This is a genomic window from Tepidimonas fonticaldi, assembly GCF_001675355.1.
GTDB lineage: Bacteria > Pseudomonadota > Gammaproteobacteria > Burkholderiales > Burkholderiaceae_C > Tepidimonas > Tepidimonas fonticaldi.
Genome location: NZ_LZDH01000012.1, coordinates 38,133 through 50,960 on the forward strand (window position 1 = coordinate 38,133; position 12,828 = coordinate 50,960).

At 68.6% G+C, this 12,828-nt stretch carries 11 protein-coding genes; 6 read left to right on the forward strand and 5 right to left on the reverse strand.

All coding sequences use genetic code 11. The annotated features are described in order from the left end of the window. Nucleotides 1-137: 137 nt before the first annotated feature. From A9O67_RS02150 to chrA, 5 genes are read left to right on the forward strand one after another with little or no spacing between them, the layout of a single operon-like run. Entirely contained in the window at nucleotides 138-1,544 is a 1,407-nt protein-coding gene (locus A9O67_RS02150; protein ID WP_068606940.1) for a CmpA/NrtA family ABC transporter substrate-binding protein, read from the forward strand. Between the two features lie 3 nt (nucleotides 1,545-1,547). Next, nucleotides 1,548-2,423 (forward strand): nitrate ABC transporter permease, encoded by an 876-nt coding sequence (gene ntrB, locus A9O67_RS02155; protein WP_068606942.1) that lies wholly within the window; start codon nucleotides 1,548-1,550, stop codon nucleotides 2,421-2,423. 3 nt (nucleotides 2,424-2,426) lie between these two features. Then, nucleotides 2,427-3,221, forward strand: coding sequence for an ABC transporter ATP-binding protein (locus tag A9O67_RS02160; RefSeq protein ID WP_068606944.1), 795 nt, complete (start codon nucleotides 2,427-2,429; stop codon nucleotides 3,219-3,221). Between the two features lie 26 nt (nucleotides 3,222-3,247). Next, complete coding sequence (gene cynS, locus A9O67_RS02165; RefSeq protein ID WP_068606946.1) at nucleotides 3,248-3,691, forward strand: cyanase; 444 nt, start codon at nucleotides 3,248-3,250, stop codon at nucleotides 3,689-3,691. Between the two features lie 30 nt (nucleotides 3,692-3,721). After that, the gene (gene chrA / locus A9O67_RS02170; protein ID WP_068606948.1) at nucleotides 3,722-4,924 is read left to right on the forward strand and encodes a chromate efflux transporter; all 1,203 of its coding nucleotides are present in this window, start codon (nucleotides 3,722-3,724) and stop codon (nucleotides 4,922-4,924) included. Between the two features lie 5 nt (nucleotides 4,925-4,929). On the opposite strand, the gene A9O67_RS02175 is transcribed toward chrA, so the two are convergent. From A9O67_RS02175 to A9O67_RS02185, 3 genes are all read right to left on the reverse strand, one after another. After that, a complete protein-coding gene (locus tag A9O67_RS02175) occupies nucleotides 4,930-6,390 on the reverse strand; it encodes a TrkH family potassium uptake protein (RefSeq protein WP_068606950.1) in 1,461 nt (486 codons plus the stop codon). Between the two features lie 31 nt (nucleotides 6,391-6,421). After that, nucleotides 6,422-7,813: a Trk system potassium transporter TrkA gene (gene trkA, locus A9O67_RS02180; RefSeq protein WP_068606951.1), complete on the reverse strand. Its 1,392-nt coding sequence runs from the start codon at nucleotides 7,811-7,813 to the stop codon at nucleotides 6,422-6,424. 78 nt (nucleotides 7,814-7,891) lie between these two features. After that, entirely contained in the window at nucleotides 7,892-9,019 is a 1,128-nt protein-coding gene (locus tag A9O67_RS02185) for an acyl-CoA dehydrogenase family protein (RefSeq protein WP_068606953.1), read from the reverse strand. A gap of 149 nt (nucleotides 9,020-9,168) precedes the next feature. Here A9O67_RS02185 and A9O67_RS02190 point away from each other — a divergent pair, with 149 nt between their 5' ends. Further along, nucleotides 9,169-9,726, forward strand: coding sequence for a Uma2 family endonuclease (locus A9O67_RS02190; RefSeq protein WP_068606955.1), 558 nt, complete (start codon nucleotides 9,169-9,171; stop codon nucleotides 9,724-9,726). A gap of 26 nt (nucleotides 9,727-9,752) precedes the next feature. Here A9O67_RS02190 and A9O67_RS02195 read toward each other — a convergent pair whose 3' ends face one another. Together A9O67_RS02195 and aceK are read right to left on the reverse strand one after the other, a co-directional pair. Then, on the reverse strand, nucleotides 9,753-10,940 hold the full coding sequence (locus tag A9O67_RS02195; RefSeq protein ID WP_068606957.1) for an acetyl-CoA C-acyltransferase: 1,188 nt from the start codon (nucleotides 10,938-10,940) through the stop codon (nucleotides 9,753-9,755). Next, on the reverse strand, nucleotides 10,937-12,826 hold the full coding sequence (aceK, locus tag A9O67_RS02200) for a bifunctional isocitrate dehydrogenase kinase/phosphatase (RefSeq protein ID WP_082955288.1): 1,890 nt from the start codon (nucleotides 12,824-12,826) through the stop codon (nucleotides 10,937-10,939). Before aceK ends, A9O67_RS02195 begins: the two co-directional genes overlap by 4 nt. Between the last annotated feature and the right edge of the window lie 2 nt (nucleotides 12,827-12,828).

The window sequence follows — 12,828 nt, forward strand, 5'->3', positions numbered from 1 at the left end:
ACCTCGCCCGGCGATGTAGGGCCAGCCCTACACGAAATCGAAGAACCGTCGGCGATTTGCAGCACAAGCTGCCAGACGGGCACGCCCCGGCCCGCCGCTTGCATGGAATGGCGCATCCCCAACCACGGAGGTGTGCCATGACCCAGTACTTCGATCCCTACGACGCCGACCGCCCGCTGATGCTGAAGTGCCGTTGCGGCCGGGATCACACGGTCGCCGAACACCAGCAGGAGGAAGCCGCGCGCGCCGACGCCGCGGCCACCCTGCGCCAGCGCAGCGAGTCGACCGATTTCGCCGAATACGCCAACCAGTTCATCGAGGCCACGCTGGTCAAGGCGCTGTTCCCGCAGGACGCGATGCGCCGGCGCTTCCTGCGCGCGGTGGGCAAGGGCACGGCGATGGCGGCCATCTCCAGCGTCGTGCCGCTGGCCAGCCTGCAGGCCATGGCGCAGGAGAAGGCCGCGCTGGAGAAGAAGGACCTGAAGATCGGCTTCATCCCCATCACCTGCGCCACGCCGCTGATCATGGCGCACCCGCTGGGCTTCTACCAGCGCCAGGGCCTGAACGTCGAGGTGGTCAAGACCGCCGGCTGGGCGCTGATTCGCGACAAGATGCTCAACAAGGAGTACGACGCGACGCACTTCCTGTCGCCGATGCCGCTGGCCATCAGCCTGGGCCTGGGCTCCAACGCCACGCCCATGAACGTGGCCACCATCCAGAACACCAACGGCCAGGCCATCACCCTGGCGCTCAAGCACAAGGACAAGCGCGACCCGAAGGACTGGAAGGGGTTCAAGTTCGCCGTGCCCTTCGAGTACTCGATGCACAACTTCCTGCTGCGCTACTACGTGGCGGAGGCTGGGCTGGACCCTGACAAGGACATCCAGATCCGCGTGGTGCCGCCGCCCGAGATGGTGGCCAACCTGCGCGCCGGCAACATCGACGGCTTCCTTGGGCCCGATCCGTTCAACCAGCGTGCCGTGTTCGAGGAGGTGGGCTTCATCCACCTGCTCACCAAGGACCTCTGGAACGGCCACCCCTGCTGCGCCTTCGGCACCAGCACGGAATTCATCCAGCAGAACCCGAACACCTTCGCGGCGCTGTTCCGCGCGGTGCTGACGGCCGCCGCGATGGCGCGCGAGGCCAAGAACCGCGAACTCATCGCCAAGGTGATCGCGCCCACCCAGTACCTGAACCAGCCCGAGATCGTGCTTCAGCAAGTGCTGACCGGGCGCTTTGCCGATGGCCTGGGCGGCATCAAGACGGTGCCCGACCGCATCGACTTCGACCCCATGCCGTGGCAGAGCATGGCGGTGTGGATGCTGACCCAGATGAAGCGCTGGGGCTACATCAAGGGCGACGTGAACTACCGCCAGATCGCCGAGCGCGTCTTCCTGCTGACCGACGCGCGCAAGCACATGAAGGACCTGCGCCAGCCCGTCACCGAGGGACCCGGCTACCGCAAGCACACCATCATGGGCAAGGAGTTCGACCCCGCCAAGCCGGACGAGTACCTGCGCGGCTTCGCGATCCGGAGGACCTGAGCCATGCGGTCGACCTACCCGAACCTGCGCGCGGCGCTGGTGTCGCTGCTGCTGCTCGTCGCTGTGCTGGGCATGTGGCAGCTGGCCACGGGGGGCGGTGCCGGCACCCCGGCCGCCGCCACCGCCAACCTGTCGGCGGAGGAGCTGGAGTACCTGCGCATGATGGGCAAGGACCCGGAGACACAGGCGCAGAAGAGCGGCGGCTTCCCGAGTCCGATGGCGGTGGCCGAAGCCTCGTGGCGGCACCTGTCCGACCCGTTCTTCGACCGTGGGCCCAACAACAAGGGCATCGGCCTGCAGCTGCTGCACTCGCTGGGGCGCGTGGCCATGGGCTTCGGGCTGGCGGTGCTGGTGGCGCTGCCGCTGGGCTTCGTCATCGGCATGTCGCCGCTGATGCGCAAGGCACTCGACCCCTTCATCCAGGTGCTCAAGCCCATCAGCCCGTTGGCGTGGATGCCGCTGGCGCTCTACACGCTCAAGGATTCCAACGTCAGTGGCGTGTTCGTGATCTTCATCTGCTCGGTCTGGCCGATGCTGATCAACACCGCCTTCGGCGTCGCCTCGGTCAAGCGCGACTGGCTCAACGTGGCGGCCACGCTGGAGGTGTCGCCGCTGCGCAAGGCCTTCCGCGTGATCCTGCCGGCAGCGGCCCCCACCATCCTGACCGGCATGCGCATCAGCATGGGCATCGCCTGGCTGGTGATTGTCGCGGCCGAGATGCTGGTCGGCGGCACGGGCATCGGTTACTTCGTCTGGAACGAGTGGAACAACCTCAGCCTGCCGAACGTGATCTTCGCCATCCTGACCATCGGCGTGGTCGGCATGCTGCTCGACCAGATGTTCGGCCTGCTGCAGAAGGCGGTGACCTATGTGGAGTGAGTCATGACCCCTTTCCTGAAGATCGAGGGCCTGAGCAAGGCCTACCACCCGGCCCGGCCGGTGTTCGCGAACGTGTCGTTCGGCCTGGAGCGGGGCGAGTTCGTCTGCATCATCGGCCACTCCGGCTGCGGCAAGACGACCATCCTCAACGTGCTGGCAGGGCTGGACACCGCCACCGCGGGCCACGTCTTCATGGACGGGCGCGAGGTGCTCGGCCCCAGCCTGGAGCGTGGCGTGGTGTTCCAGGGCCACGCGCTGATGCCCTGGCTCACGGTGCGCAAGAACATCGCCTTCGCCGTCGAGTCGCGCTGGCCAGACTGGAAAGCCGCTCAGGTCAACGAACACGTCGAAAAGTACGTGGCCCTGGTGGGCCTGAGCCACGCGATCGACAAGAAGCCCAGCCAGCTCTCGGGCGGCATGAAGCAGCGCGTCGGCATCGCCCGGGCCTTTGCCATCCAGCCCAAGATGCTGCTGCTGGATGAGCCCTTCGGCGCGCTCGATGCGCTGACGCGCGGCACGATCCAGGACGAGCTGATGGCCATCGTGCGCCAGACGCAGCAGACGGTGTTCATGATCACCCACGACGTGGACGAGGCCATCCTGCTGGCCGACCGCATCCTGCTCATGAGCAACGGCGCCGACACGCCCGCGGGCTACCGGCCCGGCGGCATCACCGAGGTGGTGGCCAACCCGCTGCCGCGCGATCGGACCCGCGCCGGGCTGCACCACCTGCCCGGCTACTACGAGCTGCGCAACCACATCGTCGATTTCCTCGTCTCGCGCGCCAAGGCGCACTGACCCCACCCACCCTGCAAGGAGCTTCCATGAACCGCAATGACGTCACCGAAAAGATCATCTCCACCAAGGTCGCCAAGGGCCTGAAGTGGGAGGACGTGGCCAAGAAGGTTGGCCAGTCCAAGGAATGGACCACGGCGCTGTGCCTGGGCCAGATGACCGCCACGCCCGAGCAGGCCAAGGCCCTGGGCAAGATCTTCGGCCTGACCGCCGAGGAGCAGAAGTGGCTGCAGGTCGTGCCCTACAAGGGCTCGCTGCCGACCCAGGTGCCGACCGACCCGCTGATCTACCGCTGGTACGAGATCGTGAGCGTGTACGGCACGACGATCAAGGAGCTGATCCACGAGGAATTCGGCGACGGCATCATGAGCGCGATCGACTTCAGCATGGACATCACGCGCGAGCCCGATCCCAAGGGCGACCGCGTGCACGTCGTGCTGTCGGGCAAGTTCCTGCCCTACAAGCAGTACTGACCGCCGCCGGCGATCGGGCATGATCGCGGTATGTCCCCGCGCGACCGTGCCCGCGAGTGCCTTGCCATCGCCCTGCTGTTCCTGCGCCTGGGCCTGACCAGCTTTGGCGGTCCGGTGGCGCACCTGGAGGTCTTCCGGCGCGAATTCGTGCAGCGCCGCGCCTGGCTGGATGCACACGCCTACGGTGATCTGGTCGCGCTGTGTCAGGTGCTGCCCGGGCCCGCCAGCAGCCAGGTGGGCATGGCGCTGGGGCTGCTGCGGCAGGGCTACGCCGGGGCGCTGGCGGCGTGGATCGGCTTCACGCTGCCCTCGGCCGTCGCGATGGCGGCGCTGGCCCTGTGGCTGGCGGGCCCAGCCCCCGGCGCGCGCGTGCCCCCGGGCCTGCTGCAGGGCCTGATGCTGGCCGCCGTCGCCGTGGTGGCCCACGCCGTTTGGGGCATGGCACGCAGCTACGCCCCCGGCGGCCGGCGGTTGGCCTGGGCCGCGACCGTGGGCGTTGCCGCCTGGGTGTGGCCCAGCGCCTGGGCCCAGCCGGTGCTGATCGCCCTCAGCGCCGGCTTTGGCGCGTGGGCCTTCCGCCAGGGATGGGCACCCCCTGCCAGCCCCTTGGCCGTGGGCATCGGGCGCCGGGCGGGCGCCGTCTGGCTGGGCCTGTTCGGCGCGGGCCTGGCCGTTCTGCCCATGCTGGCGGCTTGGGCCCCTGGCGGGTGGTGGCCCGTGGCTGATGCGTTCTACCGCATCGGGGCGCTCATCTTCGGCGGGGGTCATGTGGTGCTGCCGCTGATCCAGGCGGAAGTGGTGGGCCCTGGCTGGATCGGCGCAGAGACCTTTCTGGCCGGCTATGGCGCGGTACAAGCCATGCCGGGACCCATGCTGACCATCGCCAGCTATGTGGGCGCCGCCCTGACGCCACCCCTGGGCGGCTGGACCGGCGCCACCGTGGCCCTGCTGGCCATCTACGCCCCGGCTTTTCTGGTGCTCGCTGGCACCCTGCCCGGCTGGACCCGTTGGTGCCAGTCGCCGCGGCTGCGGCCCATGCTGGAGGGCGTGCACGCGGGCGTGGCCGGGCTGCTGGCCGCCGCCCTCGCCCACGCGGCCCACGCCGCCATCCATGGGGTCGCGACGGCCGTGGCCGCAGCCGCCGCCCTGGCGCTGCTGCGCAGCGGCCGGGTGCCGGTGTGGGCGCTGGTGGGGGTGTACGCGGCGGGCGGTTGGATGCTGGGCGGGCACTGATCCCCTCACCGCCGCCAAAACGCCCGCGTGAACAGCACCAGCACGCTCAGCAGCTCCAGCCGCCCGAGCAGCATCGCAAAGCTCAGCACCCACAACTGAAACGGCGACAACCCGCCGTAGTTGCCGGCGGGGCCGACCTCGCCCAGGCCGGGGCCGATGTTGTTGACCGTCGCCACCACGGCCGAGAAGGCCGTCACCAGATCCAGCCCCGACAGCAGCAGCAAAAACGTCAGCCCCATGGTTGCGGCACCGTAGAAGAGCATGAAGCCCAGCACCGCCGCCATCACCTGCGCCGGCACGGCCTGCCCCCCCAGCGTGACCGGATTGACCACATGCGGGTGGATGATGCGCACCAGCTCGCGCCGCGCCTGCTTGACCAGCAGCACCATGCGCACCATCTTGATCCCGCCGCCGGTGGACCCGGCGCACGACACGAAGGTCCCCAAAAACAACAGGAACACGGGGATGAACACCGGCCACTGCATATAGTCCGTCGTGGCGTAGCCGGTGGTCGTGGCCAGCGACAGCACATGGAAGGCCGCCTGCCGCACGGCCGTCGGCCCGTCGGCATACACCCCTTCGGCCAGCAGCATCAGCGTCACCAGCGCAATGGAGGCCGCCAGCACGATGGCGTAGGTGCGGATTTCGCGGTCGTTCCACAGCGGGCGCAGCGTCATCCCGCGCAGGACCATGAAGTAGCGCAGAAAGCTGATGCCCGCCAGCGCCATGAACACCACGGCCACCCACTCCACCGCAGCGGACTGGAAGTGGCCGATGCTGGCGTCGTAGGACGAGAACCCCGCCAAGCCCATGGTCGAGCACATGTGCATGAAGGCGTCGGCCCAGCTCATGCCAGCCCAGCGGTACGCCAGGAAGCACGCCACCGAAAACGCAAAATACACCATCCACAGCCCGCGTGCGGTTTCGGCGATGCGCGGGGTGAGCTTCTGATCCTTCATCGGCCCGGGCGTTTCGGCCTTGTAGAGCTGCATGCCACCCAGCCCCAGCATCGGCAGCACCGCCACCACCAACAGCATCACCCCAAGCCCACCGACGTACTGCAGGAAACAACGCCAGACATTGACCGACACTGGCAGCCGCTCCAGCCCCGACAGGGCCGTGGCACCGGTGGCGGTCAGCGCGCTCATCGCCTCGAAGTAGGCGTGGTGCCAGGTGATGTCGGGCACCATCCACTTCAGCGGCAGGGCCGCGTAGGCCGGCAGCACCAGCCACACCAGGTTGACCAGCAAAAAGCCGTCGCGCGTGGCCAGCTCCCGCCGCTGCCGGCGCGTGACCAGCCACAGCAGCGCGCCGCTGAGCAGCGTCAGCCCAGCCGCCTGCGCCCATTGCAGCTCGTGCGCCGTGTCGTCATGAAACCAGGCCCAGCCCATGGGCACGGCAAACGCCAGCGCAAAGGCCATCAGCACGTGCGAAAAGACGTAGAGCGCGGGGCCGAGGGATTGCATGCGTGCGGATGAGCGGTGCGGGCCGCGGGCGTCAGCCGAAGAAGGTCGCCCCGACCTGGAAGAGCTTTTCCACCTCGCGCACCAGGCGCTTGTGGGGGATGAAGATGACGATGTGGTCGTCGGCCTGGATCAGCGTGTCGTGGTGCGGCATCAGCACCTCGGCGTCGCTCCCCTCGCCGCGCACGATGGCGCCGATGCGCGCGCCCTTGGGCAGGCGGATTTCCTCCACCCGCCGACCGACCAGCCGCGAGGTCTTGACGTCGCCGCGCGCCACGCCCTCCAGCGCCTCGGCGGCGCCGCGGCGCAGGCTGTGCACCGCCACCACGTCGCCGCGGCGCACATGCGCCAGCAGCTCGCCGATCACCGTTTGCGCGGGCGACACCGCGATGTCGATGGCGCTGCCCTGCATCATCTCGGCATACGCGCGGCGGTTGATCAGGGCCATCACCCGGCGCGCGCCCAGCCGCTTGGCCAGCATGGCCGACATGATGTTGTCCTCGTCGTCGTTGGTCAGCGCGAGGAAGAGGTCCATGTCGGCGACGTTTTCCTCTTCCAGCAGCGCTTCGTCCACGCTGTCGCCCTGCAGCACCAGCGTGCTGGACGGCAGTTGGCTGGCCAGGTACTCGCAGCGCCGGGGGTTGCTCTCGATGATCTTGACCTGGCACTGCCCGACCAGGGAGCGGGCCAGCCGCAGCCCGACCTTGCCCCCGCCGGCGATCATCACCCGCTGCACGGGCTGGTCGATGTTGTGGATGGCCGCCAGCACCCAGCGGATGCGGTCGCTGGCGGCCAGCACGAACACCTCGTCCCCCGGCAGGATGCGGGTCTGCGCGGTCGCCTCCACCTCGGCGTCCAGCCGGTAGAGGGCGACCACGCGCATCTCGGCCTGCGGAAAACGGTCGCGAAACTCCCCGATCGTGTGGCCCACCAACGCCCCACCGGCCGCCGCGCGCACGACGATCAGGCACACCCGGCCCTCGGCAAACTCCACCACCTGCAGCGCCTCGGGGTAGTCGATGAGCTGGTGGATATAGCGCATCACCGACTCTTCCGGGCAGATCACATGGTCCACCGCAAAGCCGGCCTTGTCCAGCAGCGGGCTGCCCTCCTCGAACTCCGGCGAGCGCAGCCGGGCGATGGTCGTCGGCACCTGGAACACGTCGTGCGCCACCTTGCACACCACCAGGTTGGATTCGTCCAGCGCCGCGCAGGCAATCACCATGTCCGCATCCTTGGCGCCCGCCTCGGCCAGCACCGAGGGCTGGATGCCATTGCCGACCACGCCGCGCAGGTCGAGCCGCTCCTCCAGCGCACGCACCCGCACCGGGTCCTGGTCGATGACCGTGATGTCGTTTTGCTCGGACACCAGGCTCTCGGCCACGCTCTCCCCCACCCGCCCGGCGCCGAAGATGATGATGTTCATGGCGCGCCTATCATACGCCGCGCCCCAGGGGCGGCGCGAATGGCTGGGCACCCGGTGGCGGCGCGCCGCCGGCGCCCGTTACAGCGCGCGCTGGATCAGGATCTTCTGCACGTCGCTGGTGCCCTCGTAGATCTGGCAGACGCGCACGTCGCGCCAGATGCGCTCGACCGGAAAGTCGCGCACATAGCCGTAGCCGCCCAGCGTCTGGATCGCCACCGAGCAGACCCACTCCGCCGTTTCGCTGGCAATCAGCTTGGCCATCGCGGCCTCCTTCAGGCAGGGCTGGCCGGCGTCGCGCAGCGCCGCGGCATGCCAGGTGAGCTGGCGTGCGGCCTCCAGCTTGGCCGCCGCCTCCGCCAGGCGAAAACCCACCGCCTGGTGCTCGAAGATCGGCTTGCCGAAGCTTTCGCGCTGCTTGGCGTAGTCGATCGCGACCTCCAGCGCGCTGCGCGCCATGCCGATGCTCTGCGCCGCGATGCCGATGCGCCCGCCCTCCAGCGCCGACAGCGCGATCCGGTAGCCCTCGCCCTCCTCGCCGATGCGGTTTTCCGCCGGGATGCGGCAGCCCTCGAAGCGGATCTGCGCGGTGTCGCTGGAGTGCTGGCCGACCTTGTCCTCCAGCCGCTCGACGATGTAGCCCGGCGTGTCGGTGGGCACGAGGAAGGCGCTCATGCCCCGCTTGCCGGCGGCCTTGTCGGTGACGGCGATGACGATGGCCACCTGGCCGTTTTTGCCGCTGGTGATGAACTGCTTGACGCCGTCGAGCACGTAGGCGTCGCCGTCGCGCCGGGCGGTGGTGCGCAGCGCGGCGGCGTCCGAACCCACGTGCGGCTCGGTCAGGCAAAACGCCCCCAGCATCTCGCCGCGCGCCAGCGGGGTGAGCCACTGGCGCTTCTGCGCCTCGCTGCCGTAGCGCAGCAAGATCGCGCACACCGGGCAGTTGTTGACGCTGATGGCGGTGCTGGTGCCGCCGTCGCCGGCGGCGATTTCCTCCAGCACCAGCGCCAGGCTCAGGTAATCCAGCCCGGCGCCGCCGTACTCCGGCGGCACGCACACGCCGTAGCAGCCCAGCTCCGCCAGCCCGCGGTGCGCCTCGCGCGGGAAGGTGTGCTCCAGATCCCAGCGCGCGGCATGGGGCCAAAGCTGCTCGCGGGCATAGGCGCGCACCGCGTCGCGAATCATGTGTTGGTCGTCGGTCAACAGCATCGTTGGATGTCCTCGTCTCGATCACAGGCCCATCCCTGCGGGCGGATGCGCAAGGGGGCCATCGTCGGCTGCGGTGCCGTGGGCTGGCACCCGCCTTGCCGATCCACTACGATAGGCTTCCTATCCGTCCCCCGCCCGAAGGAGCCCCCATGGGTCGAGCCGCCTCCGCCCGCCAGAGCCTCGAGGAATACCTGCGTTGGGAAAGTACGCAAACGGTGCGTCACGACTTCTGGCGCGGCGAGGTGTATGCGATGACGGGCGGCTCGCTGCGACACAACCGCGCCACGCTGGCCACGGCGATGACGCTGCAGCGGCATCTGCAGGATACGCCTTGCCAGGTGTTCGTCAGCGACGTGCGGGTGGCGGTGGACGCGGCGCAGCACTGGTTCTACCCCGATGTGGTCGTCACTTGCGACCCGCAGGACCTGGACGACCCGGACGCCACGGCGTTGCGCGCACCCGTCCTGGTGCTGGAGGTGCTGTCGCCTTCGACGGCGGCGTACGACCGCGGGGAAAAATTCCTCAGCCTGCAGCGACTGCCCAGCGTGCGCGAGTACGCGCTGCTCGACCCCGCGCGCCTGCGGCTGGAGGTGTTCCGCCGCAACGCCGAGGGGCGCTTCGAGCACCACGTCGTCGAGGGGGTGCAGGCCGAAGCGGAACTGACCAGCATCGGCTGGCGCGGTCCGCTGTCGGCCCTGCTGGGCTGAGCCTCGGCGCCGCGCCGCCGCGCGCATCAGAGCATCTCCAGCGCGATGGCGGTGCCCTCGCCGCCGCCGATGCACAGCGTGGCCACGCCGCGCTTGAGGCCGCGCGCCTTGAGCGCGTACATCAGCGTCACCATGATGCGCGCGCCGCTGGCGCCGATCGGGTGCCCCAGTGCGCAGGCGCCGCCGTGCACGTTGACGATGTCGTGGGAGACGCCCAGCTCCGCCATCAGCGCCATCGGCACAACGGCAAAGGCCTCGTTGACCTCCCACAGCTGCACGTCGGACACTTGCCAGCCCGTCTTGGCGAGCAGCTTGCGCGTGGCGCCGACCGGCGCGGTGGTGAACCAGTTGGGCTCCTGCGCATGGGTGGCGTGGCCGACGATGCGCGCCAGCGGCGTGCAGCCCAGCCGCTCGGCGGTGGAGGCGCGCATCAGCACCAGGGCCGCCGCACCGTCGTTGATCGACGAGCTGGAGGCGGCCGTGATGGTGCCGTCCTTTTTGAACGCGGGCTTGAGCTGCGGGATCTTGTCGAGCTTGATCTTGCCCGGGCCCTCGTCGCTGGCAACGACGCGCTCGCCGGCGCGCTCCTTGACGGTGACGGGGGTGATCTCGGCCGCGAAGCTGCCGTCGGCCACGGCTTTCTGGGCCCGTGTCACCGAGGCGGTGGCAAACGCATCCTGCTGCTCGCGGGTGAACTGGTACTTGGCGGCGCAGTCCTCGCCGAAGGTGCCCATGCTGCGGCCGGGCTCGTAGGCGTCCTCCAGGCCGTCGAGCATCATGTGGTCGAAGACGCGGTCGTGCCCCATGCGGTAGCCGCCGCGGCCCTTGAGCAGCAGGTACGGCGCGTTGGTCATGCTTTCCATGCCGCCGGCGACCATGACGTCCGCCGTGCCCGCCGCCAGCATGTCGTGGGCAAACATCGCCGCGCGCATGCCCGAGCCGCACATCTTGGACAGCGTCACCGCGCCCGCGCTCTTGGGCAGGCCCGCCTTGAGCGCCGCCTGCCGCGCCGGGGCCTGGCCCTGGCCGGCCATCAGGCAGTTGCCCATCAGCACCTCGTCCACTGCATCGGGCTGGATGCCCGCGCGCTCCACGGCGGCGCGGATGGCGGCGGCGCCCAGGTCGTGCGCGGCCAGCGCGGAAAAGTCGCCCTGGAAGCTGCCCATGGGGGTGCGCGCGGCACCGACGATGACGATCGGATCGGCTTGGCTCATGCTGTGACTCCTGTCGGATGGGGGGTGGAGGTGGCGGCCGGCGCATTCGCGGTCTCGGCCGTGGGGGAAAGGGGCACGGCACGCTGCGCGCAGAAACGCCGCTCGCGCTCGTAGGGGAAAACGTCGTGGACGTGACCGGCCAGGATGCGCTCCTTGTGGCCCTGCCAGAAGGCCACATCCAGCAGGTCGCCATGGTGGCGCATGAAGATTTCGCGCACCATCGGGTTGCCCAGCAGGAAGGGGGCAAAGGTCTCGGGGAAAACGTCGTGCGGCCCCACCGAGTACCAGACCTCGCCGCTCATTTCGTCGTCCTCGTCGCGCGGCGGCGGCACGCGGCGGAAGTTGCAGTCGGTGATGTACTCGATCTCGTCGTAGTCGTAGAACACCACCTTGCCGTGGCGGGTGATGCCAAAGTTCTTCCACAGCATGTCGCCGGGGAAGATGTTGGCCGCCACCAGATCCTTGATCGCGTTGCCGTACTCGATGACGGCATGCTCGAGCTGCTGGCGGGCCGTCGCATGGCCCGGGTCCTTGCTCAGGGTGTCGAAGCACTCCTGCAGATAGATGTTGAGCGGGATCATGCGCCGCTCGATGTAGACGTGCTTGAGGAGGACCTCGACATTGCCGTCGCCGTTGCGGTCGCCGATCTCGATCTGGCTGGGCGCGAACTTCTGGATTTCCTCGATCAGCTCGTCGGTGAAGCGCTCGCGGGGGAAGCCCACGCCGCTGAACTCCAGCGTATCGGCCATGCGGCCGACGCGGTCGTGCTGTTTGACGAGCTGGTATTTGCCGCGGATCTGCTCGCGCGTCGTGTCCTTTTGCGGCGGGAAGTAGTCCTTGATGACCTTGAACACGAACGGAAAGCTCGGCAGGTCGAACACCAGCATGACCATGCCCTTGATGCCGGGGGCGATGCGGAACTGGTCGGTGCTGTGCCGCAGGTGGTAGAGGAAGTCGCGGTAGAAAAGCGTCTTGCCCTGCTTGGCCAGGCCCAGCGCGTTGTAGAACTCCGCGCGGGGTTTGCGCGGCATCATGCTGCGCAGGAACTGCACGTAGGCGCTGGGCACCTCCATGTCCACCATGAAGTAGGCCCGCGCGAAGCTGAAGATCATCAGCAGGTCGTCCTCGCCGTGCAGCAGCGCGTCGATGACGAGCCGACCGGCCGCCCCGTGCAGGATGGGCAGGGCAAAGGGCACCTCCTGAAAGCCGTTGATCAGCTTGCCCACCGCGTACGCCCCTTTGTTGCGGTAGAACAGGCTGTCCAGCACCTGAATCTGGAAGTTGGCCCGCAGGCGGCCATGGTCGAACAGCGGCAGCAGCGCCGCCAGCACGTCGCCCACGTCGCGCGCCAGGTCCTCGAACGGGACGCGCAGGCCAAAGTCCTCGATCAGGCGGGTCAGGGTGGCGGGCAGTTCATCGACCGACTTGGGGTAGTAGCAGCGGTAGGTGGTGTGCGATTTGGGGTCTTCCGGCTCGATGTACTCGGTGCTGATGGCCGGCCGCACGAAGATGAAATCGTTCTGGAAATAGCTGCGGTGCAGGATCTTGGTCGTGACCGAGTTGAAGAAGGTCTCGGCCAGCTCCGGCTGGCGGTGATCCACCAGCATGCCGATGTAGAGCAGCTTGACCTGCTGCCACACCTCCATCGGCTGCTGCGAGGCGTGGAACTCCCGCTCCAGGCGCGTGACGCACTCCTTGACGCGCAGGTCGTAGAACTCGATGCGCTCGCGCTGCGCCCGCTGCTGGCCCACCCAGTCCGCGGTCTCGAAGCGGTGCTTGGCGCGGGCCGACTCGGTGCGAAAGAGCCGGTAGTGGCGGTTGAAGCCATCGATCATCGCGCGGGCGATGTCGTAGGCGAGCGAGGAGTCGAGTCGGCGCGGCAGCATGC